The 22,378-nt window shown below is 54.9% G+C and carries 21 protein-coding genes; 13 read left to right on the forward strand and 8 right to left on the reverse strand.

Annotated elements, in window-relative coordinates:
• Position 1: 1 nt before the first annotated feature.
• Positions 2 to 2,689: a phosphoenolpyruvate carboxylase gene (gene ppc / locus ABJG22_RS05895; protein ID WP_348019326.1), complete on the reverse strand. Its 2,688-nt coding sequence runs from the start codon at positions 2,687 to 2,689 to the stop codon at positions 2 to 4.
• Positions 2,690 to 2,791: 102 nt separating this feature from the next.
• Positions 2,792 to 3,358 carry an HNH endonuclease gene (locus tag ABJG22_RS05900; RefSeq protein WP_348020307.1) on the reverse strand — a complete coding sequence of 189 codons (567 nt, stop codon included), beginning with the start codon at positions 3,356 to 3,358 and terminating at the stop codon, positions 2,792 to 2,794.
• A 104-nt stretch (positions 3,359 to 3,462) separates the two neighbouring features.
• Between ABJG22_RS05900 and gluQRS the strand changes: the two genes are divergently transcribed.
• The 5 genes from gluQRS to egtD all read left to right on the forward strand — a co-directional run bounded on the left by gluQRS (position 3,463) and on the right by egtD (position 7,494).
• Positions 3,463 to 4,335, forward strand: coding sequence for a tRNA glutamyl-Q(34) synthetase GluQRS (gluQRS, locus tag ABJG22_RS05905; RefSeq protein ID WP_348019327.1), 873 nt, complete (start codon positions 3,463 to 3,465; stop codon positions 4,333 to 4,335).
• Positions 4,336 to 4,344: 9 nt separating this feature from the next.
• Positions 4,345 to 4,575 carry an HIG1 domain-containing protein gene (locus ABJG22_RS05910; RefSeq protein ID WP_348019328.1) on the forward strand — a complete coding sequence of 77 codons (231 nt, stop codon included), beginning with the start codon at positions 4,345 to 4,347 and terminating at the stop codon, positions 4,573 to 4,575.
• Between the two features lie 12 nt (positions 4,576 to 4,587).
• Entirely contained in the window at positions 4,588 to 5,166 is a 579-nt protein-coding gene (locus tag ABJG22_RS05915; RefSeq protein ID WP_348019329.1) for a cob(I)yrinic acid a,c-diamide adenosyltransferase, read from the forward strand.
• Positions 5,167 to 5,356: 190 nt separating this feature from the next.
• A complete protein-coding gene (gene egtB, locus ABJG22_RS05920; RefSeq protein ID WP_348020308.1) occupies positions 5,357 to 6,514 on the forward strand; it encodes an ergothioneine biosynthesis protein EgtB in 1,158 nt (385 codons plus the stop codon).
• 26 nt (positions 6,515 to 6,540) lie between these two features.
• Positions 6,541 to 7,494 carry an L-histidine N(alpha)-methyltransferase gene (egtD, locus tag ABJG22_RS05925; protein WP_348019330.1) on the forward strand — a complete coding sequence of 318 codons (954 nt, stop codon included), beginning with the start codon at positions 6,541 to 6,543 and terminating at the stop codon, positions 7,492 to 7,494.
• 3 nt (positions 7,495 to 7,497) lie between these two features.
• Here the strand turns inward: egtD and ABJG22_RS05930 are convergent, their stop codons facing one another.
• Entirely contained in the window at positions 7,498 to 8,589 is a 1,092-nt protein-coding gene (locus ABJG22_RS05930; protein WP_348019331.1) for a DUF1176 domain-containing protein, read from the reverse strand.
• A gap of 76 nt (positions 8,590 to 8,665) precedes the next feature.
• Here ABJG22_RS05930 and ABJG22_RS05935 point away from each other — a divergent pair, with 76 nt between their 5' ends.
• From ABJG22_RS05935 to ABJG22_RS05955, 5 genes are all read left to right on the forward strand, one after another.
• Positions 8,666 to 9,535 (forward strand): 3-hydroxyacyl-CoA dehydrogenase NAD-binding domain-containing protein, encoded by an 870-nt coding sequence (locus tag ABJG22_RS05935; protein WP_348020309.1) that lies wholly within the window; start codon positions 8,666 to 8,668, stop codon positions 9,533 to 9,535.
• Between the two features lie 90 nt (positions 9,536 to 9,625).
• Positions 9,626 to 10,780, forward strand: coding sequence for an epoxide hydrolase family protein (locus tag ABJG22_RS05940; RefSeq protein WP_348019332.1), 1,155 nt, complete (start codon positions 9,626 to 9,628; stop codon positions 10,778 to 10,780).
• Positions 10,781 to 10,786: 6 nt separating this feature from the next.
• Positions 10,787 to 11,707, forward strand: a complete 921-nt coding sequence (locus tag ABJG22_RS05945; protein ID WP_348019333.1) for an ABC transporter permease — start codon at positions 10,787 to 10,789, stop codon at positions 11,705 to 11,707.
• Positions 11,673 to 12,500, forward strand: a complete 828-nt coding sequence (locus ABJG22_RS05950; protein WP_348019334.1) for an ABC transporter permease subunit — start codon at positions 11,673 to 11,675, stop codon at positions 12,498 to 12,500. The genes ABJG22_RS05945 and ABJG22_RS05950 overlap by 35 nt, the downstream gene beginning before the upstream one ends.
• On the forward strand, positions 12,497 to 14,044 hold the full coding sequence (locus ABJG22_RS05955) for an ABC transporter ATP-binding protein (protein WP_348019335.1): 1,548 nt from the start codon (positions 12,497 to 12,499) through the stop codon (positions 14,042 to 14,044). Before ABJG22_RS05950 ends, ABJG22_RS05955 begins: the two co-directional genes overlap by 4 nt.
• A gap of 57 nt (positions 14,045 to 14,101) precedes the next feature.
• On the opposite strand, the gene ABJG22_RS05960 is transcribed toward ABJG22_RS05955, so the two are convergent.
• The 4 genes from ABJG22_RS05960 to sseA all read right to left on the reverse strand — a co-directional run bounded on the left by ABJG22_RS05960 (position 14,102) and on the right by sseA (position 18,555).
• Positions 14,102 to 14,857 (reverse strand): TorF family putative porin, encoded by a 756-nt coding sequence (locus tag ABJG22_RS05960; protein ID WP_348019336.1) that lies wholly within the window; start codon positions 14,855 to 14,857, stop codon positions 14,102 to 14,104.
• 301 nt (positions 14,858 to 15,158) lie between these two features.
• The gene (locus ABJG22_RS05965; protein WP_348019337.1) at positions 15,159 to 16,496 is read right to left on the reverse strand and encodes a mechanosensitive ion channel domain-containing protein; all 1,338 of its coding nucleotides are present in this window, start codon (positions 16,494 to 16,496) and stop codon (positions 15,159 to 15,161) included.
• The gene (gene metC / locus ABJG22_RS05970; protein ID WP_348019338.1) at positions 16,493 to 17,692 is read right to left on the reverse strand and encodes a cystathionine beta-lyase; all 1,200 of its coding nucleotides are present in this window, start codon (positions 17,690 to 17,692) and stop codon (positions 16,493 to 16,495) included. The genes ABJG22_RS05965 and metC overlap by 4 nt, the downstream gene beginning before the upstream one ends.
• A 26-nt stretch (positions 17,693 to 17,718) precedes the next feature.
• On the reverse strand, positions 17,719 to 18,555 hold the full coding sequence (sseA, locus tag ABJG22_RS05975; protein WP_348019339.1) for a 3-mercaptopyruvate sulfurtransferase: 837 nt from the start codon (positions 18,553 to 18,555) through the stop codon (positions 17,719 to 17,721).
• Positions 18,556 to 18,731: 176 nt separating this feature from the next.
• Between sseA and queF the strand changes: the two genes are divergently transcribed.
• From queF to ABJG22_RS05990, 3 genes are all read left to right on the forward strand, one after another.
• The gene (gene queF, locus ABJG22_RS05980) at positions 18,732 to 19,202 is read left to right on the forward strand and encodes a preQ(1) synthase (RefSeq protein ID WP_348019340.1); all 471 of its coding nucleotides are present in this window, start codon (positions 18,732 to 18,734) and stop codon (positions 19,200 to 19,202) included.
• Positions 19,202 to 20,290: a glutathione S-transferase gene (locus ABJG22_RS05985; RefSeq protein ID WP_348019341.1), complete on the forward strand. Its 1,089-nt coding sequence runs from the start codon at positions 19,202 to 19,204 to the stop codon at positions 20,288 to 20,290. Before queF ends, ABJG22_RS05985 begins: the two co-directional genes overlap by 1 nt.
• An 82-nt stretch (positions 20,291 to 20,372) precedes the next feature.
• The gene (locus ABJG22_RS05990; RefSeq protein ID WP_348019342.1) at positions 20,373 to 20,765 is read left to right on the forward strand and encodes a thioesterase family protein; all 393 of its coding nucleotides are present in this window, start codon (positions 20,373 to 20,375) and stop codon (positions 20,763 to 20,765) included.
• Between the two features lie 31 nt (positions 20,766 to 20,796).
• Here the strand turns inward: ABJG22_RS05990 and ABJG22_RS05995 are convergent, their stop codons facing one another.
• On the reverse strand, positions 20,797 to 22,377 hold the full coding sequence (locus ABJG22_RS05995) for a helicase HerA-like domain-containing protein (RefSeq protein ID WP_348019343.1): 1,581 nt from the start codon (positions 22,375 to 22,377) through the stop codon (positions 20,797 to 20,799).
• Position 22,378 lies beyond the last annotated feature (1 nt).

The raw sequence follows: 22,378 nt of genomic DNA on the forward strand, positions 1-22,378 counted from the left end.
ATCAGCCGCTATTGCGCAGCGCCGTCGCGATGGCGTTGAGCGACAGCTGGATGCCTTCGCCAATGCGCGGGTCATCTTCACCAGCACGGAGGCGTTTCATCAACTCGATCTGGAGATGATTGAGCGGCTCGATATAGGGCAGGCGCAGCTCGATGCTGTTGAACAGCGACGGATTTTTCGCCAGCAGATGTGGCTGGTCGGTGATCTCTAGCAAGATATCGCGCGTCTGGTCCCAGCTGGAACGAATGCGGTTGAAAAAAGCCTGACCCATATCCTGATCCTCGACCAATCCCGCATAGCGGGCAGCTATGCCCATGTCGGATTTTGCGAGAACCATCTCCATATTGGAGAGCGAGGCCTGAAAGAAGGGCCAGCTTTGGGCCATGTCTTTCAGCTTGGACTTATCATCAAAAGCTGTGAGCGCTTGTCCTACGCCATACCAGCCGGGCAGCATGACGCGAGCCTGCGCCCAACTGAACACCCATGGGATGGCCCGCAAATCCTCGATTTTGTCGCTTTTGGTGCGGCTGGCGGGACGCGAACCGATCTTGAGCTTGGCGATTTCCGTAAGCGGCGTCATCTGCCGGAAAAAAGTACGGAAGCTATCGTCACCATAGACCAGATCGCGATATTCGCTGAACGCAACCTGTGAAATTGCATCCATCGCTGCAGCGAAATCGGCCTGCACTTTGCCGTCCGTCTGGTCTGGCTCCAGTGAATTGATCAGTACGGCCGAAGTCATCGCTTCCAGATTGGCTTCCGCCCCCGCGACCGTGCCATATTTGGCGGCAATCACCTCACCCTGTTCGGTGATACGGATGCGGCCGGCAACAGTGCCCTTGGGCTGTGCCTTGATCGCGCCGAAGGCCGAACCGCCTCCACGGCCCACAGCTCCGCCGCGTCCGTGGAAAAGCTGCATCTTGATACCGGCCTTGGCAAATATCGGAGTCAGCGCATCGCTGGCCTTGAAAAGGCTCCATGTCGAGGTGAGATAGCCGCCATCCTTGTTGCTGTCGGAATAGCCAATCATCACTTCCTGATGCCCACGGCCTTTCGCGAGCGCATGCATTTCGGGAATGGCGAAGAAATCGGTCATGACTTCGGGCGCATTTTCCAGATCGGCCACCGTCTCGAACAACGGCACGGCCATGACCGGGCAGGATGGGGTTGTGTCATCTTCCGTGGGTGCATGATAGAGACCGGTCTCCATCAACAGGACATAGACTTCCAATATATCGGAAACGCTTTCGCCGTTGCTGATATTATAATTGGTGATCACCTCGGGACCGTATTTCCGGTGTGCTTCTGCAGCCGCGCGGATGATCGACAGTTCCTTCGCGGTTTCTTCGCTATAGGTGATCCAGGGGCTTGCGAGCGGTCGGTTGTTTGCCAGTTCTGTGCGTAGCCGCTTCACCCGCGCCGCTTCGTCCAGTGCTAGATAGTCTGGTTCAACTCCGGCTTGCTTCAGAAGTTCCGCGACAACACGTTCGTGTACACGGCTGTTCTGGCGCATGTCCAGAGTGGCAAGGTGGAAGCCAAAGAGTTCGACCGTACGGATCAGACGTCCCAATGCGCCGGACGATGCGAAGACACCTTTTCCGGCTGATTTGAGGCCGCGTGCCAATATCACCAATTCTTCGCGCAGCTGTTGTGGATTGTCGTAAGCTTCGGCTGGAATCGGGGACGGTCGGCCGGGAACATGGCCGCAGAGTTTGAGATGGGTTGCCGATAGTCTGGCGTAGATGCCCGAAAGCGCCCGACGATACGGCTCGTCTTTGCGGCTCAGCGCATCATCACCGCTCGCTTCGGCAAGTGCCAGCACTGCATCGGGCACGTCGGCAAGTTCGGTGGATATAGAGAGTTCGGCACCAAGAGCATGGACGCGCATCAGATAATAGCCGACAACGGTTTCGGCTGCGCGTGACAGCGCCTCCTCCATGGCTTGGGCGTCGACGAAGGGATTGCCATCCCGATCGCCACCAATCCAGCTGTTTAGTTTTAGAAAGCTGGGCAGACGGGCGCCCAAAGTCCGTTCCCATTTCGCATAGAGCCTCGGCAGGACGGGAAGAAACACATCCTTCATATAGCTTTGTGATATCTGGACTTCGTCGGTAACGAATAGCCGTTCGCGGCGGAGCGGACGGGTCTGCCAGAGCAAAGCGATTTGGCGCATGATCGCGTCATCCAGCATGTCGCCCTGGGGTGTTTCTGCATCACCTGCATCTTTCATCAACAAAAGCTCTGCGATCCGAGCCTTGTGATCGATACTGCTTTTGCGCCGCACTTCAGTGGGATGGGCGGTTAGTACCGGTGCTATCAAGGCTTCTTCGAGCAGGTCTAGGACCGCTTGCTGGTCAACCCCTTCTTTGGCGAGCAGCTCAATGGCCTCGACCACAGTGGCGCCTTCTTCAGCGGCCACACCTTGGCGGTCTTCCGCTAGATTGGCGAGCAACGAAAACAACATGAATCCACGAACAAAGGCCAATGTTTCATCAAGCGTTAGCGCATCAAGGCCTGGGTCTATAGCATCGGCATCGGCTAAGCCGCGATGGCGGTCGACGCTGGTTGACCGGATATATTCGGTGCGTCGGTACAGCTCCTCTCCGCCATAGGAGCGAATGACATCGCCCAACAATTTGCCGAGATATTTGATGTCAGGATTTTGGCGAACGGTGAGGGATTTGGTCATAGGGATATGCTGCACTGCGGTAGGGATTTGGTCAAGCGGTTACCATGACTGTTTACAAGGCTTTTAGCCGCTTACAAGTTCCTATTCACAATGTGGTTGGTTTCAGCTTTCCAGCTCAATATCCCAATATAACCAATCATGCCATGTATCGTGCAGGAAGTTGGGTGGGAAAGCGCGGCCATGTTCTTGCAGATGCCAGTTGGTCGGTTTGATCGGACGATTGGCTAGCTGCATGTGCGCTTCCTCCGGTGTCCGCCCGCCCTTCTTGAGGTTGCACGGTAGACATGCGGTGGTGACATTTTCCCAAGTCGTGCGGCCTTGCTGGCGGCGCGGAATGACATGGTCGAAAGTCAGATTGTCGGGTGATCCGCAATATTGGCATTCAAATTTGTCGCGCAAAAACAGATTGAAGCGCGTGAAGGCCGGATGTTCGGATGGTTTTATATATTTTTTGAGCGCAATCACCGACGGGATTTTCATGTCGAGATTGGGGCTGTGAACCTCGCGCTCATAGCTGGAAACAATATCAACCCGGTCGAGAAACACCGCTTTGATTGCGGTTTGCCATGGCCACAGGCTGAGCGGATAGTAAGACAAAGGCGTATAGTCTGCGTTCAGGACGAGCGAAGGGCAGCTTTCCGGATGCCTCAGCAGGTCGGGGTGATACATAAGCATTGTCTCCCTTGGCCTTTACTGCCCGCTCTTTATGCCTAAGAACGTGACATGACTGTTACACAAAGAACAATATCCGCATGATAAGGTCAAGTGCGCAGTTGAATCGACATATTGTGGTGCGTTTCGCGCCCAGCCCCAACGGATTGTTGCATTTGGGTCACGCCTATGCCGCGATGATGGCGCATGATTTTGCCCGTGAAAGAGGCGGCCAGTTTCTTCTGCGGATCGAGGATATTGATAGCGCGCGTTCCCGTCCGCAATTTGTCGAAGCGATTTTGGCGGACTTGCAGTGGCTTGGACTGGAATGGGACGGGGATGTGATTTTCCAGTCAGATCGATTGGCAAGCTATGCGGAAGCGGTGGAACGGTTGAAGGATATGAACTTACTCTACCGCTGTTTCTGTACGCGGACGAGCATGCGGCAAGAGCAGGAGGCCGGTTCGCAAGCAGAGGGTCCGGATGGACCGATCTATGCCGGCACGTGTCGCCATTTGGACCCGGAGATCGCTAGCGCGCGGGCGGAAACCGAACCGCATAGCTGGCGTCTGGATGTTACGAAGGCGGCTGCCATGACTGGACCACTTGAATGGCTGGACGAACGGCATGGCACACGAGTGACACGCGAAGGCGCGCTCGGCGATGTTGTGATCGTCCCCAAAGACACGGCGGTCGCCTATCATCTGGCAGTGACGCTGGACGATGCAAGGGACGGCATTACCCATGTCGTGCGTGGCGATGATCTATTCGCCTCCACCGATATTCATCGCTTGCTGCAAGCGCTTCTCGATCTACCCACGCCGATTTATTACCATCACCCGCTGTTGCTGGATGAAAGCGGTACAAAGCTGGCGAAAAGTCGCGATTCTGCCTCTTTGTCCGTATTGCGGACGGCGGGTCACAACGGGCATGAGTTGGTGGACAGACTAAGGACAGGAAACTTCCCTGTTGGAATCTCTCTTTTGGCGTCTTAAGGTGAATTTATGAGCTATATTCTGATATTGATGATCATCGCAGCAGCAGGCGCTGTTGTTTATGCCCTCGCGCGCGGCTTGATTGCTTTTGCCAATATGAAACCGGAAGACGTTGATGCAGACGGTATTACGGCGTCACATAAAAAGCAGAATCAAATGATGTTTGCGCGGGTTAAATTCCAGGCGATCGCGATCGTACTGGTGGTGATATTATTGGCTGTGGCAGGCGGCCAGAGCTAAACTTTTTTCCCGATGGTAAAACTTAACAAGATTTATACAAAAACCGGCGATGACGGCACCACCGGGCTGGTTGACGGTTCGCGGATTGGCAAAAATGATCCACGCATGGCCGCGATTGGCGACGTCGATGAGCTGAACAGCAGTCTCGGTTTGGCGATTTGTGAGATCACCGATGCAACGCTTGAGAAGGCCTTACGGATTGTCCAAAATGATCTGTTTGATCTGGGTGCTGACCTTGCAACGCCCGCTGTAGAGGGTGATGATTTCGCACCTTCTGAAATGGTTCTTCGGGTCACATGTTCACAAGTCGAGCGGCTAGAAATGGAAATTGATGCGGCCAATGCCGATCTTGATCCGGTGACCAGCTTTATCCTGCCGGGCGGCAGCAAAGCGGCCGCGGCTATCCACTGTGCCCGTGCGATTGCTCGGCGAGCCGAACGAACCTGTGTCACGGCAGCACAAGAAATGGCTATAAACCCACAGGCATTGGCTTATGTGAACCGCCTTTCAGACTATCTATTCGTGCTTGGACGGGCGCTTAATGGCGGTGGGAAAGACGATATTTTGTGGGTGCCGGGCGCATCTCGCTAGGCAGCATTTTCGCAACGATTCGTGATTTTTTGCAACGAGCTGACGTAAATATGCGCTGTTGACCTACATGCTGTTCGCTCTATGTTCTGAATAGAATAAAGAATTCACCGGAGTAGGATTGATCGCTAGCCAACCCGAACGCCCATTCTCGGCCTCGTCCGACGCAGAAAATTGCCTTCGGTCGAGCGGCTTGCTGGATCGTTTCAGAGTGGTGAGGGCCCATTCGACCCATCTTGCTGACGGATTGAGCGACGCTGACGCAACTGCACAGTCTATGGAAGATGCATCGCCAGTAAAATGGCATTTGGCGCATAGCAGTTGGTTTTTTGAGACCTTTTTGCTGCGCGACCATGTACCCGGTTATCGGATATTTGATGAAGCCTATGCCTATTTGTTCAACAGCTATTACGAGGCAGAAGGGGCACGGCATGCACGCCCCGAACGTGGCCTGCTGACCCGTCCAGCGCTCGGGGAGGTGATCGATTATCGCAACCATGTCGATGGTGCGATGGCCGATGCCATCGAGGATTTTTCTGAAGAACTGCTCGATCTGGTGGAGCTCGGGCTCCATCATGAACAGCAGCATCAGGAATTGCTGCTGACCGACATATTGCATCTTTTCTCCCGCAACCCCCTGAAGCCTGCCTATGCCGATAGGGCAGCGGTTCGGGGGAACGAATCCGGACCATTGCAATGGATTGAAGGTGGCACCGGCGTGCATCAGATCGGACATGATGGTGCTGGCTTCGCTTTTGATTGCGAAGGCCCCTGCCATGACGTGCTTTTGTATCCCCATGCGCTGGCCAGTCGTCCGGTGACCAATGGCGAATGGCTCGCGTTCATTGAGGATGGCGGTTATCGCGAGGCGCGTCATTGGCTATCCGATGGTTGGGCCTGGGTGCAGGAGCAGGCGATTGCCGCACCACTATATTGGAGTGAAGCATCGTCGGACCCGCACTGGTCTGAGTTTGGACTGGCTGGTAATCAGAGGTTGGATCTGGCGGCACCGGTTAAGCATGTCAGCCTCTATGAAGCCGATGCATATGCAACCTGGGCCGGTGCGCGTCTGCCAACCGAAGCGGAATGGGAAATTGCTGTGAACAACGGCTTGCCCAATGTTGGCGCGGTATGGGAATGGACCGGCAGTGCCTATCGGCCTTACCCAGGCTTCAAGCCCGCTGACGGGGCCGTCGGTGAGTATAATGGCAAATTCATGTCAGGACAGTCGGTTTTGAAAGGGGGCAGTATTGCCACGCCAGCAGACCATATCCGTCCCAGCTATCGGAATTTCTTTTACCCTCACCAGCGCTGGCAGTTTTGCGGACTGCGGCTTGCAAAAGACCTTTGATGGAAAGGACCACCATCTAGATGGACATGACCACTACGCTCGTTGATCACACGTTTCGCAAGGACGTAAGGCGATGCTTTGAAAATCAGACTTATGCGATTCCGGCACGCTGGCTCTATGATCGACGTGGTTCGGAATTGTTTGAGGAAATTACTGCGCTTCCCGAATATTATCCAACGCGTACGGAGACGGCGCTGCTCAGAGCAAACGGTCCCGCTTTTGCAGCTTCGACGGGCGCCAATCGGGCGGTGATTGAATTTGGATCGGGCAGTTCTACCAAAACCCCCCATTTGCTGAAAGCAATTGATCCGGCGGCCTACGTACCCATTGATATTTCGGGTGAGTTTCTGGAGCACAGCGCATCGCTGTTGCAGGAGCAATTTCCTGATCTGCCGATTTACCCGGTCGAAGCGGATTTCATGAAACGGGTTGCATTGCCTGAGTCTGTTGCAGACATGCCGAAACTTGGCTTTTTCCCGGGCTCCACGATTGGCAATATGATCGCGCGTACGTCGGTTAATTTGCTCAGTTTCATGCGGGAGACATTGGGTGAGGGTGCGCAGCTTTTGATCGGTTTTGACCGGATCAAAGATCAGCAATTGTTGATCGATGCTTATGACGATAGCGCCGGTGTGACTGCGCAATTTTCGTTGAACTTGCTCCACCGGATCAACCGCGAATTGGATGGTGATATTCCCTGCGAGACATTCCGGCATCGGGCGGTCTGGAACGATCTTCATGCGCGGATTGAAATCTATCTGGAAGCGCAGGACGACGTAAAATTTTCAATTGATGGCACAGTCCATGAAATGGGCAAGGGGCAGAAAATCCACATTGAAAACAGCCATAAATATGGCTTGCGCGATGCTCGCTTAATGCTGCGGGCGGGCGGCTGGACGCCTTCGCATGATTGGAGCGATGAGCAGGATTATTTCACGCTCATTCTTGCGGAAGCGCGTCCTTATAAGCATGCGCCATGAGGTCTATTCTTCTGGTTTTGCTGCCTGTTCCAGCTTGCGATATTCTGCGCGCCAGATAGTGATCCATTCATAGGCTCCGCGACATTCAGGCATAGCGCTGGCATTAATCATGCGGAACATGTCGCCATCCCAGATGTAGTTTTCGGCATTGCCACAATCTCCGAGACCGCGACCTTTGCCATAGCTGCCAAGTGTCTGTTCTTCTTCGTCCCAACCTGCGTTGATCAGCAATGGTTGGTTGCCTTCGCCACCCCACGATGGTTGACGGTCAAATTTGGCGGGAGCGAAGGTCCAGCCCTCTGCACTGTCTTCGCGATATTCGCCGATATAGGGCGTGCTGGAGAAATTATAGGCACCGGACCCACAGGATATCAGCACCAGCGCCCGATATAGATCGTCGCGTTTGCCGATTGGATAGGCTTGGTCCTCGATCAACCCGAAACGGTCGTCCTTGCATTTTGAATTCTCGGCCAGCGCGACGATGGTGTCAGTCTCTGGCACGAGCGTTGCCTCCTCCCACCGATCGACGGTGATTCTTGGCATATCGCTGTTGACCGGCTGAAAAATTCGCGATCCCCGTGCAACCAGAGCGCTAGTGGTATGGGCACGGTTCTGTACTTGGTCGATGTAACGTAAAGCAGCAGACGAACCGGCCAGCGATATTTTGGTGATATCTGTCCCGGCGGGTCCTTGCATGGTCAACAGATTCCCGTGGATCATTGCCTTGGCCACTTTTGTGGCATCCGTGCCGACAATTTCAACCGGATAGTCGCTTTGCCCGATGGGTCCAGTATCGACCAATTGGCCATCGATGATCATTCGGTAGCGATCTATATCCTCTGCTTCGAACAGGATCCGTATCTTGAAAATATCGTCGCTGCCGGTAGTCCGGATGATCGAGACACGTCCATCCCATTCTTCAAAACTGGCTCTACCTTCATCCGGCACCAGCGATATGGCTTCGCAATCACCAAGATTGTCACAACCGACGGTCCAGTCCTTGAACGTCTGGATTTCCCCAAGCTGGGGAGCAGCCAGCGATGTGGTCGCGAAGAACGCGGTAAATATTCCCGTGATGAAACTGATAGGGGACATAATTGCAATCTAGCCAGTTTGGCCGACAATCGCTAGTGGCTTGTTCAAACACATCGAACAGCACGAAGGGCATGTTATGAAAGCAATTGGCATTATCGGATCGGGGCAAATGGGCGCCGGGATCGCACAGGTTTCGGCTCAGGCGGGCTATCATGTCTATCTTTCGGATGTCAGCATGGAAATCGCCGAGCGCAGCAGAGCCGGCATTGCGAAGCAGCTGTCGCGGCTGGTCGAAAAGGAAAAGATCGATCCGCAGGCCGCCGAAACGGCACTGGGCCGCATCGAACCGATCGTCCAGCTCGACCCGATGGCCAATGCCGACATCGTCATCGAGGCTGCTACGGAGCGCGAAGAAATCAAACGCCAGATTTTCGCGGCAGCATCAGAAGTTCTGGGCCATCAGGCCATTTTGGCGAGCAACACCTCGTCGATCTCGATCACCCGACTGGCGCAGTCGGTGAAAAACCCGTCGCGCTTTGTCGGCGTGCATTTCTTCAACCCGGTACCGTTGATGGGGCTGGTGGAAGTCATTCGCGGATTGGCCACCAGCGATCAGACGGCGGCTATGGCGAGCGATTTTGCCAAAGCGGTGGGCAAGAGCCCGGTGATGGCAAAGGACTCGCCTTGTTTTGTCGTTAATCGTATCCTCCTGCCAATGCTCAACGAGGCGTTTTTCGCGCTCGGCGAGGGCACGGCATCGATGGAAGATATTGATCGCGGCGTGCAGCTTGGCCTCGGCCATCCAATGGGCCCGATCACCCTGGCCGATCTGATCGGGCTGGACACGTTGCTGGAAATCCTGCGCGTGCTGCAAAACGACTTTGGCGACCCCAAATATCGCCCCGCGCCGATCCTGACGAAATATGTTGAGGCCGGTTGGCTCGGTCGCAAGACGGGCAAGGGTTTTTACGATTATTCGGGTGAAGTGCCGGTTCCGACGATGTAAGGTGCAGCCTATTTATCTTGATTTTTCAGGAGGATAAAGACTAGAATAGAGCGATCGTCCTTTTGCAGGCTCGGGACGAATGGATAGAGGATGATAGTTGTGGGCGAAGAAATCAGAGACTTTCAAATCGACATTCCAAAGACCGCGCTGGACGATCTCGACATAAGGCTGCGCCATGTGCGCTGGCCCGATCTCGAACCGGTCGACGACTGGACGCAGGGGATCCCGCTCGACTATGTCAAAACCATCGTGGAACATTGGCGGACCAGCTATGACTGGCGCCGGTGTCAGGATGCGCTCAACCAATATAATCATCATCTGACGGCAATTGACGGTGTGGATATCCACTTCATGCATATCCGTTCGCCGGAAGCCGATGCACGGCCCCTGCTGATGACGCATGGCTGGCCGGGATCGATCGTTGAGTTCATGGATGTAATCGGGCCGCTGACGGATCCGGCGGCTCATGGCGGAGACGCAAAAGATGCCTATCATCTAGTGGTGCCATCGCTGCCGGGATATGGATTTTCCGGCAAGCCGACTACTACTGGATGGGGCATGGAGAAAATTGCGCAGGCGTGGGACACGCTGATGACCCGGCTCGGCTATGATCGCTATTTCGCGCAAGGCGGTGACTGGGGCGGGATGGTCACTTCCGTGATCGGCGCGCAAAATCTTGGCCATTGTGCCGGCGTGCACGTCAATCTGGTGGTTGTCGGCCCACCTTCCGAAGAGATCATGGCTAGCCTGACACCGGAAGAGCAGGCGTCGCTGGTGCATTTTGCCGGCTATCAAGAACAGGGCTGCGGCTACGCCGAAATTCAGCGGACCCGGCCGCAGACACTGGGTTATGGCTTAGCGGATTCTCCGGTCGGGCAAATGGCCTGGATCATGGAGAAATTCCAGGGATGGGCCGATGATGCGAAAGCCCCGGATGACAATTTCGATTGCGACCATTTGCTCGACAATGTCATGATCTATTGGCTCAACAATGCTGGCGCTTCCTCGGCGCGGCTATATCGTGAAAGCTTCGGTGCCCCCAATATCGATCCTGTTACGATCCCCTCCGGCTGCAGCATCTTCCCGCACGAAATCATCACCCCCTCGCGCCGCTGGGCGGAACAACGGTTCAAGAATCTTCAATATTGGAATGAGCCTGCGAACGGCGGGCATTTTGCGGCGATGGAAGTACCGGAATTGTTCATAGCCGAAGTGCGGGATTGTTTCCGCGCGATGGAGCTGTAGCGGCGCGTGCTTGCTTTGATCATCCGGCGACTAGCGACGGCAATACCGACGCTGCTGGTGATCATCTTGGCGTCCTTCTTCCTGATGCGGCTGGCGCCGGGTGGCCCGTTTGATGGGGAACGGCCGCTGGATCCAGCGACGCAGGCGGCATTGCAGCAGGCTTATGGTCTGGATCGACCGCTTTGGGAGCAGGCTTGGCTATATATCTCGCGATTGCTGCAAGGGGATTTCGGACCTTCGCTGGTCTATCGGGATTTTACCGTATCGGAGCTGATCGCACAGGGCCTGCCGATTTCGCTGACGTTGGGTGGTCTGGCGATAGCGCTGGCGCTGATGATCGGGGTGACGGCCGGTCTGTTTGCTGCGGTGCGGGCAGGGCAGGCTGCGGATAAGACGATCATGATGCTGGCAACGGTTGCGACCGCGCTGCCGACTTTTGTTACCGGACCGGCTCTGGCCCTATTTTTCGGACTGTGGCTCGGATTGCTGCCGGTGTCGGGAACGGGAGATGGTGCTGCGTGGCTGATCATGCCGGTGGTTGCATTGGCGTTGCCCGTGTCAGGAGCCATCGCAAAACTCACCCGCGCCGGTCTGGCCAGCGTGCTCAAACAGGATCATATCCGCACCGCCCGGGCAAGAGGTCTCCCCGAAACCAAAATATTGTTCAAACATGGGCTTCGGCCGGCCTTGGTTCCTGTAGCAAGCTATCTGGGGCCAGCAGCCGCGGGTCTCTTAACCGGCGCGGTCGTGGTCGAGACGGTCTTCGGATTGCCGGGCCTGGGGCGCTATTTCGTGCAAGGTGCGCTTAACCGTGACTATCCGCTCGTGCTGGGCGTGGTCACGCTTTATGCGGCGCTGATCATCCTGTTCAATCTGTTTGCGGATATGATCTATGGCTGGCTTGATCCCAGAATGCGGGAGGGTTGAACCGGTGTTGAAACGGCATTTCCCGCTTTTCATTGTCTTTGTGATTGTAACGCTGGCACTGTTGCTCCCCTTCCTTTTGCCGTGGAGCTATGACCAGATTGACTGGGATGCCGTTCGTGCGCCGGCGTTCACTGGATCGCATATCTTCGGTACCGATGAAATCGGTCGTGATCGTCTGGCCCGGCTGGCGGCAGGAACCGGGGTTACGCTGATGGTGGCAATGGCCGCAGCGCTGGTCTCTTTGATTGTTGGCATCGCATGGGGAGCCACCGCAGGCTGGATCGGCGGAAAGGCTGACGAGGTGATGATGCGTATTGTAGATGGCCTCTATGCATTGCCTTTCATGTTCATCGTCATTTTGCTGATGGTGGTATTTGGGCGATCCATATTGCTGGTTTTTATCGGCATTGGACTGGTGGAGTGGCTGACCATGGCGCGGGTGGTGCGGGGGCAGGTCATGGCGTTGAAAGAACGGCCCTTCATTCTGGCCGCCGAAGCTGCCGGAACGCCGTCTTTCATGATCATATGGCGTCATATATTGCCGAATATTGCTGGCGTTGCGCTAGCCTATCTCATGCTGACTGTGCCGCAGGTTGTGATGGTTGAAAGCTTTCTGTCCTTTCTCGGGCTGGGCGTCCAGGAACCGCTGACCTCGCTCGGTATATTGGTTAAGGAGGGCGCCGACGACATGGATATGGCACCGCTCGGCCTAGCGCTGCCCGGCGGCCTGCTGGTGGTAATCTTGGTCTGCCTGACGATAGAAAGCGAACGATTGAGAGACCGTTTCTCATGAGCCTCTATGAAATTCACAATCTGGCCGTGGATATTGCGGGCAATCGGCTGGTGGAAGAGGTCGATCTGACGGTCGAACCCGGACGGTGCACGGCGATCATCGGTGCCTCGGGTTCTGGCAAAAGCCTGACCTGCTTGACGCCGTTCGGACTTACGCCCGCTATTGCCTCTGGCTCGATCCTATTGGACGGTATCGCCCTAGATAGCGCCGATGCCGGTCATCTGCGCGATGTAAGGCGCAGGGACACCGGATTTATATTCCAGCAACCGCTAACGGCTCTGTCGCCTCACCTGACTGTGGGTGCTCAATTGCAGGAATCAGCCATGCAGGCCGGGGCAGCACGGCCATCGCGCCAGAATTTGGCGCGCAAACTGGAACGCGTTGGACTGTCTCGATCTGACGAGCGACTGGACCAGTTCCCGCACCGGCTGTCAGGTGGCGAACGCCAGCGGGTGATGATTGCCGCCGCTATAGCCCATGGCCCTAAATTGTTAATTGCCGACGAACCTACCAGCGCGCTGGATGCGTCCCTGCGGGCGGAGATCATGGACTTGCTCGATGAATTGCGCGCTGAACAAGGGCTCGGGATGTTGCTGGTCAGCCATGATCTTGCGTCGGTCGAGGGTCATGCCGACCAACTGGTGGTGATGGAGAAGGGGCGAGTGGTGGAAACGGGGGCGACCCGTGCTGTCCTTACGAATCCGGTCGAAGATTATACCAAGCGTTTGATTGCTGCTACACCGCGTCTTGACGAACCATTTCCGAAGCTCAGCCCGCCAGATGATCCGGTGCTTGAAACGGTGAACATTGGCGTCGAATTTCGTCGCCCCGGCTGGCGTCGCGGAAAAATACGCGCTGTGGCAGATGCGAACATCCTCTTGCGGCAGAACGAATCCTTGGCATTGGTCGGTGGATCTGGTTCCGGAAAATCGACGCTCGGTCGGGCTATTGCGGCTATTGGACCGGTAACCGAGGGTGAAATAACATGGGAAGGCAGATTGCTTCCTGAGCGCCGAAAGCGCGATCTCAAAATGCGCCGGCTGATCCAGCCGGTTTTTCAGGACCCAGTCGCGAGCCTCGATCCGCAATGGCATGTCAGCGATATCATCGCGGAACCGCTACGCAATCTTCGTCCTGACCTGACAAAGGCCGAGCGCGATGACATGGCGCGAAAAGCCCTATCCGATGTTGATTTGTCGGAAGAGTTTTTGGACCGCGTACCGGCCAGCCTGTCTGGGGGGCAGGCGCAACGGGTAGCGATTGCGCGCGCTATCGTTGCGACCCCGCAATTGCTGGTGTTGGATGAAGCGACATCTGCCCTGGATCCCTTGGTAGGGGCCGAGATTTTGAAGCTTCTCTCTCGGCTACAGGGCGAGAATGGATTGAGCATGTTGTTCATCACACACGACATCGCAGCCGCGCGTAGACTATGTCACCGGATTGCGGTGATGGAAGAGGGGCGGATTGTTGAAACCGGCGATATGCAAGCCGTCATCGATGATCCGCAGCATCCTGCAACACAAAGGCTTATCGCTGCCAGTTAAAAATAGGGCCACTCGGTTGTCCGAGCAGCCCTATTTTTCAGCATGATTTTTGTGAATTTAGAAAGATATGCCGAGGGTGAATACAATCGCACTATCGGTGAAATTATTGACAGCTGGTGCATCCGTGTCGGTATAGGCGAGAGAAGCGGTCAGATTGTCGGTAACCGCCCAGTCTACACCGAGCATCCAGTCAACATAGTCGTTGACACCAAGAACACCTGTAGGATTGCCCAAAGACCCTTCATTGATACCGATATTGGCATTCAATGTAATAGGAGTGTCAGGAATTCCAGCCGACAAGCCGGTGTAAATATAGACATTGTCGGAATTGCCGAGACTGTCCTGGCTCCAAGCATAAGCGATACCGCTGGTCACATCGACTGGGCCGACTGTGGCGGATACCGAAGCATAAGGTTCAAAATAGTCGCTGGGGCCAGCCGCGCCGTCTTCACCGTTGGGGTAGAAGAAATAGAGCAAGCCAACATCGAGCGTCAGGCCTGACGTGACTTCACCGGACCAGCCGCCGTAGAGGTCGAGCTCGGTGTGACCGAATGTGGCGCTATCTTCGATGGAAGAGCCCCATGTGCCGATATAGAAGCCGCTATCATGTGCGACATCAATGCCACCCTGGATCGCGATATCACCATCGGAAAAAGACAGGCCGCGGAACCGGTAATCTGAGGTTACCGCAGCATTTCCTGAAATCGAGATGGAAGAATCATCTTCCTGAGCGAAGGCAGGTGTAGCCGTGCTGGCCAGCAAGATAGCCGATAGGCCGATGATAGTGGATTTCTTTTTAATAGACGTGCGCATGGAAATTCCTTTCTCGTTAATGCGTGCGCCCCTCCCGGAGTTGTTTTGGCTGTCATTTTATTGCGTCAGAAGTCCCGAACGCGAACAGTCTCTAAACGTGCAAGGGAAAGCTGCTCCATAAAATTACGCGGTACAAGAAAGAAAACGACAGGAAGGGTGACATAATTGTGAAATGTTGCACAGCCGCCACAAACCATTTTTTGGTCGCTTAAAAATTAAGCGGATTTGATTTGAGGTGACTAATAAAACAGCATTTCGTCCCCGGCTGGACCGCCATCGACGTTTTATCTCGCAACGAATATTATTCTTTCGCGGCCGATTCTGTCGGTAGCGCAGATTGTTTCGCGCTGGCTTCGAGCTTGACCATCCCACCTTCGGGCAATGACTTAATGTGGACATCCCGCTGTGGGAAGGGGATTTCGATTCCATGCTCCTTGAACAGGTCCCAGACCCGTTTCAGAATCGCTGACTTGAAATTTCCAACCCCTGATTGGGGATCCTTGATCCAGCATCGGATTTCAAAATTGACGCTATTGTCGCCAAATTCGAGCATCCAGGCGACCGGCTTGGGATGATGGAGCACCCTTGGTACATCTTCACAGGCCTGTCTCATCAGTTCCATCGCCTTATCCATATCGGTATCATAAGAGACCCCGACAGGTATCCCGATCCGGATATTGGGATTGGAGTAGGACCAGTTTTCGACTTCCCGCGTCATAAGATCCTCATTCGGGATCAAATGCTCCTTGCCTTCTCGGGTGAGGACCGAAACTGCGCGTACGCCGATTTTGTTGACCCAGCCGAAACTATCACCGACGGCGATGACATCACCGGGCTTGATTGAACGATCCATCAGCAGAATGATTCCCGCGATCAGGTTACCGATCGTTTTCTGCATTCCGAAACCAATGGCCAAGCCAAAGGCACCGGAGAATACCGCCAGGGCGGTTAGGTCAATTCCGACTACATCGAGGCCCAGTACGAAAGCCATGGCCAAAATCGCGACGGTTGCGAGCTTCTGCCCCAGAACTTTCTGCGCGCCATCCAATTGACTGTTGCCGATGATATGGGAAACGATTTTCATCAAGGCGCGCGCTACGGCGAGCAATATCACCGCCGTCATCGCTACGGTTACAATCCACCATAGAGATATTCGGCGTGACCCGAGATCAAAGCCAACCCGCTCCATTGCCTCTGCTATCGGCGCTATGCCGCCGACCAGACCGGATCCAATGGTGATAAACAGAGCCAGGCCAATGATGGTCCCTAGCCAGTTTGGCATACGCACGCCGCGGATCAGATCATTGGCAAATAGGCCAACGGTTATGGCGATAGTGAGCGAAAAAATGACTTGTGCGATGAGGTTCCAAGGATAGGCTGCGAGAAAAATGCCGCATAGAATAAACGTGGTCGCTCGGCGGGTCATATCCCGAATCCGGCGTCCCGCAAGCTCGCTTTCATAGCCCGCGCGCGCCTCCCAGAGGTGGCGTAGCTTGGGTCCTATATATTTGCTGAGATACCAGCCGACTGTCAAAGCGAGTGCCGCTAATATGACGGCGATAATGCCTTCAACATATTGGACGTTGCCGGGCGTTTCAGGAGCCAGCGATTCCAGATATTTCAGCATGTTATCCATCATGGTCGGGCATTGTGATACTGTTCAAAGCCTTTGGCAAGGTCCGCCATCAAATCTTCGGGATCTTCCAGCCCGATATTGAGCCGCACCAGCGGGCCTTTCTCCGCCCACGTGGTTGCCGTGCGATATTTTCCCGGGTCGACCGGCAGCGCGAGGCTCTCAAAACCGCCCCAACTATAACCGATACCGAACAGCGATAGCGCGTCGATGAAAGCAGAACGGGATTGGTCATCACCGTCTGCAAGCTCGAAGGAGAAAAGACCTGATGCTCCCGTGAAATCGCGTTTCCATATTTCGTGACCGGGGCAATCGGGCAGGGCGGGATGGAGAACGACGCCCACTTCAGGTCGCTCTTTTAGCCAGTGCGCGATCTTCAGTGCGCTGGCTTCATGCTGACGCAGGCGCACATCCAGTGTTCTGAGGCCGCGCCCGGCGAGATAGGCATCGTCAGGAGACACCACTTGCCCCAATTGCTGGGCGGTACGACGGAGGCGGGGCCAATAGGCGCTGTGTGTGGTGACAGCACCCATCATCACATCACTATGGCCGACAATATATTTGGTGGTAGCGATTATGGCGATATCTACACCATGTTCGAGGGCCGAGAAAAAGCGGGATGTTGCCCATGTGTTGTCCAGTAGCGTGACGATGTTTGCCGCCCGCGCTGCTGTGCAGATTGCGGGCACATCCTGAACCTCGAAAGTCAGACTCCCGGGGCTTTCCATCAGAATAGCCTTTGTGTTGGGGCCGAATAGATCCGCAATATCTGCGCCGATCATCGGATCGTAATAACGTACGGTAATTCCCATGCGTTTGAGAAAAGCGTCGGCGAAACTGCGGCTGGGGTCGTAGCTGCTATCGGTTAGCAAGACCTCGTCGCCGGGATTTAAAATGGCGAGCAGTGAACAGGAGATGGCCGCTACACCGGAAGGAAAGAGCATGGTCCCAGCGGCACCCGGCTCCATTTCGGTTAGCGCCTCAGCAAGAGACCATTGGGTTGGAGAACCCCGGCGGCCGTAAAAAAAGCGGCCGTCCTCATTCGATTTCAACCCTTCTCTAAGGTGGGCGACATCATCATATAAATGGGTGCTGGCGCGCCATACCGGCGGATTGACCACGGCTTCGGTCCAGACTTTCCTTCGACCACCGGTGACAACCTGAGTCGCGGGTTTTCTGGAACCAGAGTCGTTATCTGCCAACTATAGTTCCTGCGACGTCAGCATGTTTAGGCAGTTGCTTTTGGGGTGTCGGCATCGGCGCCCCATTCCGCCCAACTTCCGTCATAAAGCGCTGTTTTCTCGGCACCTGCGACTGCAGCTGCAAAGGAAACAACCGCTGCGGTCATTCCCGATCCGCAGGTTGTGACCAGCGGTTTGGAGAGATCAATGCCAGCGTCACTGAACACCGCGCTGATTTCGTCACTGCTTTTCCATGTGCCATCGGCATTGAAAAAGCTGCTGTGCGGAATATTGGTCGAGCCCGGAATATGGCCTGAGGCAGCGTCACCGCGAGGGTCTGCTGTTGCGCCACTGAAACGGTCGGCTGGCCGCGCATCGACAACTTGTTCATCTTTGCTGTGCAGATTGGCAAGAATGTCAGCTTTGGTCCGGACGTCCTTGTCGTCTTTCCAGACCGTGAAATGGCGGTGACGCAGCGCTTCCTTGCCGGTTTCCAGTGGTCGGCCTTCGGCTTTCCATTTGGCGATGCCACCATCAAGAATCGCGACTTCATGCGCACCAAAAATGGTCAACATCCACCATGCGCGCGTCGCGCTTTTAAGCGGGCTGTCATCGTAGAGAACCACGCGGCTGCCATCGCCCAAGCCAAGCGATTGCATCCGGCTGGCAAATTTTTCCGCTGGCGGGAGCATATTTTCTATCGGATTGCCGGTGTCGGTCAGATCATCCAGGTCCATGAAAACTGCGCCGGGGATATGGCCGGCTTCATATTCCGCCGCCGGATTCCGTCCTGCATCGGCCATGAATTTTGTTGCATCAACGATGCGCAGATCAGATGCGCCTAGTTCGTCGGCCAGCCAGTCGGTCGTTACCAGCAATTCCATATTTAACTCCTCATGCCCGCAAATATTTGCGCTATTCCTCTCGCCGTTTAGCGATTCTAATTCCAGCCGTCGAGGCTATATCGCATCGCATCACGAATCTGCTGCTTATGTGGTTTTTGTGCATAACCTGCGGTCGGGGTGATGACAGAGGGCATCCCTTGCCCTAGATGTTCTCTATGACCGATAATTCTTCCTCTGCCGCAAATCCGAAATTTTTGGGTAAAGAAAGCCCCATTGCCTCCTCGCCTGAAGAGGCAATGCTCGACTATGTTCCGAATCCTCGAGCAGAGGAGCTTTATCTTACCCGCTTTGCCGCGCCGGAATTTACGTCGCTTTGCCCGGTTACGGGACAACCGGATTTTGCCCATCTGGTGATTGATTATGCGCCGGATCAGACCATCGTGGAATCCAAATCACTCAAGCTATTTCTCGGATCGTTTCGGAACCATGCGGCCTTTCATGAAGACTGTACGGTTGGAATCGGCAAGCGCTTGTTCGATGAGATGAAACCCCGATGGCTACGAATTGGCGGCTATTGGTATCCGCGCGGCGGGATACCGATCGACATATTCTGGCAATCGGGTGAGCCGCCCAAGGGGCTCTGGATCCCGGATCAGGGCGTTGCGCCCTACCGGGGCCGTGGTTGATGCCGCATAAATTCTATGGTGGCCCACTATCGCTCTATTCGGGCAAGGCGCGGGCCTATCTCGACTGGAAAGATGTGAATTACGAGGAAATCCTCAGCACCACTGAAGTCTATAAGACGATTATCGTTCCCAAAGTCGGCCGCCCCGTCATTCCTGTCATGGTGACCCAAGACGGAGAGACCCTGCAGGACACGACGCTGATTATCGACCATTTTGAAACGGCGATCGGCGGGCCGTCGGTCTATCCCGATACGCCCAAGCAACGGCTGGTCGCGTTGCTGATGGAAGTATTCGGCGATGAATGGCTGGTGATTCCGGCGATGCACTATCGCTGGAACTATAATGAAGAATGGGTTTATGGTGAATTCGGCGCGGTTGCCTCACCGGCCGCCAGCAAGGAAGAGCAGCTGGCTATCGGTCGCGAGCGGGGACAGACGTTCAAGGGTTTCTGTCCGATATTGGGCATCAATGAACAGACTATTCCGGCAATCGAGGCCAGCTATGAAGCGCTTTTGGCCGACCTCGACCGGCATTTTTCGGAATATGATTATCTGCTCGGTTCGCGCCCATCGATTGGCGACTATGGTCTGATCGGACCGCTTTATGCGCATTTATACCGCGATCCAGCATCGGGCGAGATCATGAAACGGCTGGCGCCCAAGGTTGCCGCATGGGTCGAACGGATGGTGGATGTGCAACAGCCTTTATCCGGAGACTTTCTGCCGGATGACGAGATTCCGCAGACCCTGCTTCCGGTGCTGGAAAGAATGATGGCAGAGCAGATGCCCTTTTTGCAGACGACCGCAGGCATGCTTGTCAATTGGGCCCAGGCCAATCCGGATAGCGAAATACCGCGCGCGGTGGGCATGGCGGACTTTACCGTCGAGGGTGTGACCGGACAGAGATTCGCACCGCCATTCAGCCTCTGGATGCTGCAACGGCCGCTGGACTATTATCGGTCCTTGTCAGATGCGGAAAAATCGGCGGTGGATGAATTTTTGGCGGCGATTGAGGGCGCATCAACCTTTCAGGATTTTATCATGGAACAGCGGTTGGCGTTTGAAGAATTCAAGCTCATCCTTGGCTGATACCGGACACCGTGCACAGATTCGGATATAGAAACGAGTTTGCCCTATCAATCAGCCGTCGCTGATCATATATATCACCGGTATGAGCAGCATTTCACATCATCATAACGTTGCCATCGAACCGTCCGACATAGATTTCATGGGTCATGTCAATAATGCCAATTATCTGACGTGGGTACAGGATGCGGTCATCGCTCATTGGCAAAAATTTGCACCCTCCGAGGCCGTCGCAGACCATCTCTGGGTCGCGATCAAGCATGAGATCACCTATCGGAAGCCTGCTTTTCTGGAGGATGATGTAATCGCCGAGGTGCTACTCGAAAAAGTACATGGAGCCCGCGCATTTTACAGCACTGTCATCCGTCGTGGCGAAGAGGTTCTGGCTGAAGTGCAATCAAGCTGGTGCTGTATTGATGCCGACACATTGCGGCCAACCCGCCTAGCGAAAGATATTGTAGCGCGATTTTTTGGCTAGCTTAGCTATTAAGCCAAGCGCTTGATCAATCTCATCGCATCAGCCCGCCAATCAGGTTGCGAACAAAGCGGCCAGCCACAGGCCCTGCAAGATCTGTAACGACTGAACCCACCGCGGATGTAACGCCGGTCCGCATCGGGTTTGCCCGCGACTTTTTGCCGAGCATTGTCGATGCGGCCATGCCTGCTGCTGACCCCATGGCGACTTTGGCACCACGGCTTAACGCTTTTTCCCAAATGCTTTTGGTTTTGCGCGGGCGTTTGCGAACTTCATCTTCGCCTTTTTCTTCGACTTCTTTGGCCGTTTCTATGGCGTCGGTCGCTTTTTGCGCTAATAATTCCTCGGCGCTATTGCGGTCGATCTCTTCATCATATTTCCCCTCGTAAGGCGAAATCGAATTGATGATTGCGCGTTCCTTCACGGAAACCGGTCCCAAACGCGACCGTGGCGGTTTGATCAAGGTCCGCTGGACAATCGATGGTGCCCCATCTTCCAGCAAGGTCGAGACCAGGGCTTCGCCGACGCGTAATTCTGTAATGGCTTCCTCGACATCCAGATCAGGGTTGATACGGAATGTATCGGCTGCTGCCTTGATCGCTTTTTTGTCGCGCGGAGTGAATGCGCGCAGGGCATGCTGGACACGATTGCCCAGCTGACCTGCGACCTTCTGCGGTATGTCGATCGGGTTCTGGGTGACGAAAAAGACGCCGACGCCCTTGGATCGTATCAGGCGGACGACTTGCTCAATTTTTTCTTCGAGCGCCTTGGGGGCGTCGTCGAACAGCAAATGCGCTTCATCGAAGAAGAAAACCAGTTTCGGTTTTTTCGGATCACCAACCTCTGGCAAGGTTTCGAATAGTTCGGCGAGTAGCCAGAGCAGAAATGTCGCATAGAGTTTCGGGCTACGCATCAACTGATCAGCGGCGAGCACGTTGATGTATCCGCGACCTTGATCGTCGCATTTGATGAAATCGTCAATTTCCAGCGCCGGTTCCCCGAAAAATTGGCCTGCGCCTTGGCTATCCAGCTGCAGCAATTGGCGTTGGATGGCCCCAACGCTGGCCTTGCTCACATTGCCATATTTTGCCGAGAGCTCTTTTGCATTTTCTGCGGTATAGGCGAGCATCGATTGCAAATCGTCGAGGTTGAGGAGCAGCAGCCCTTCTTCATCGGCAAAGCGGAAGACGATATTGAGTACGCCTTCCTGTGTGTCGTTCAGATCCATCAAGCGAGCGAGGAGTAATGGCCCCATCTCGGTAATAGTGGTCCGGATAGGATGACCCTGTTTGCCATAGAGGTCCCAGAATATCGCCGGATTGTCGGAATAGGCATAGTCATCCATTCCGAGTTCTTTGGCGCGCTCTTCTAGTTTGTCCGCATGTTTGAACTGAGAGGAGCCGGCCATGGAAATGCCCGACAGATCACCTTTGACATCGGCAACGAAGACCGGAACGCCATTGGTGGAAAAGCTCTCCGCTAGCCCTTGGAGAGTGACCGTTTTACCGGTGCCGGTGGCGCCAGCAATCAGGCCATGCCGGTTGGCGCGTGACAGGTTAAGACTTTGCTGTTCGCCACCGCCCAGTCCGAGAAAAATTTCTGTTGCATCGGCCATT

The sequence above is a fragment of the Parasphingorhabdus sp. genome (assembly GCF_039939955.1).
Taxonomy (GTDB): Bacteria; Pseudomonadota; Alphaproteobacteria; order Sphingomonadales; family Sphingomonadaceae; genus Parasphingorhabdus.

Excerpts from the sequence above, each read along its gene's own strand:
- ppc (WP_348019326.1), bottom strand. The coding sequence starts at position 2,689 with ATGACCAAATCCCTCACCGTTCGCCAAAATCCTGACATCAAATATCTC.
- ABJG22_RS05900 (WP_348020307.1), bottom strand. The coding sequence starts at position 3,358 with ATGTATCACCCCGACCTGCTGAGGCATCCGGAAAGCTGCCCTTCGCTC.
- ABJG22_RS05910 (WP_348019328.1), top strand. The coding sequence starts at position 4,345 with ATGAGCTATATTCTGATATTGATGATCATCGCAGCAGCAGGCGCTGTT.
- ABJG22_RS05915 (WP_348019329.1), top strand. The coding sequence starts at position 4,588 with ATGGTAAAACTTAACAAGATTTATACAAAAACCGGCGATGACGGCACC.
- egtD (WP_348019330.1), top strand. The coding sequence starts at position 6,541 with ATGACCACTACGCTCGTTGATCACACGTTTCGCAAGGACGTAAGGCGA.
- ABJG22_RS05930 (WP_348019331.1), bottom strand. The coding sequence starts at position 8,589 with ATGTCCCCTATCAGTTTCATCACGGGAATATTTACCGCGTTCTTCGCG.
- ABJG22_RS05935 (WP_348020309.1), top strand. The coding sequence starts at position 8,666 with ATGAAAGCAATTGGCATTATCGGATCGGGGCAAATGGGCGCCGGGATC.
- ABJG22_RS05940 (WP_348019332.1), top strand. The coding sequence starts at position 9,626 with ATGATAGTTGTGGGCGAAGAAATCAGAGACTTTCAAATCGACATTCCA.
- ABJG22_RS05950 (WP_348019334.1), top strand. The coding sequence starts at position 11,673 with ATGGCTGGCTTGATCCCAGAATGCGGGAGGGTTGAACCGGTGTTGAAA.
- ABJG22_RS05955 (WP_348019335.1), top strand. The coding sequence starts at position 12,497 with ATGAGCCTCTATGAAATTCACAATCTGGCCGTGGATATTGCGGGCAAT.
- ABJG22_RS05960 (WP_348019336.1), bottom strand. The coding sequence starts at position 14,857 with ATGCGCACGTCTATTAAAAAGAAATCCACTATCATCGGCCTATCGGCT.
- ABJG22_RS05965 (WP_348019337.1), bottom strand. The coding sequence starts at position 16,496 with ATGATGGATAACATGCTGAAATATCTGGAATCGCTGGCTCCTGAAACG.
- sseA (WP_348019339.1), bottom strand. The coding sequence starts at position 18,555 with ATGGAATTGCTGGTAACGACCGACTGGCTGGCCGACGAACTAGGCGCA.
- queF (WP_348019340.1), top strand. The coding sequence starts at position 18,732 with ATGACCGATAATTCTTCCTCTGCCGCAAATCCGAAATTTTTGGGTAAA.
- ABJG22_RS05985 (WP_348019341.1), top strand. The coding sequence starts at position 19,202 with ATGCCGCATAAATTCTATGGTGGCCCACTATCGCTCTATTCGGGCAAG.
- ABJG22_RS05990 (WP_348019342.1), top strand. The coding sequence starts at position 20,373 with ATGAGCAGCATTTCACATCATCATAACGTTGCCATCGAACCGTCCGAC.
- ABJG22_RS05995 (WP_348019343.1), bottom strand. The coding sequence starts at position 22,377 with ATGGCCGATGCAACAGAAATTTTTCTCGGACTGGGCGGTGGCGAACAG.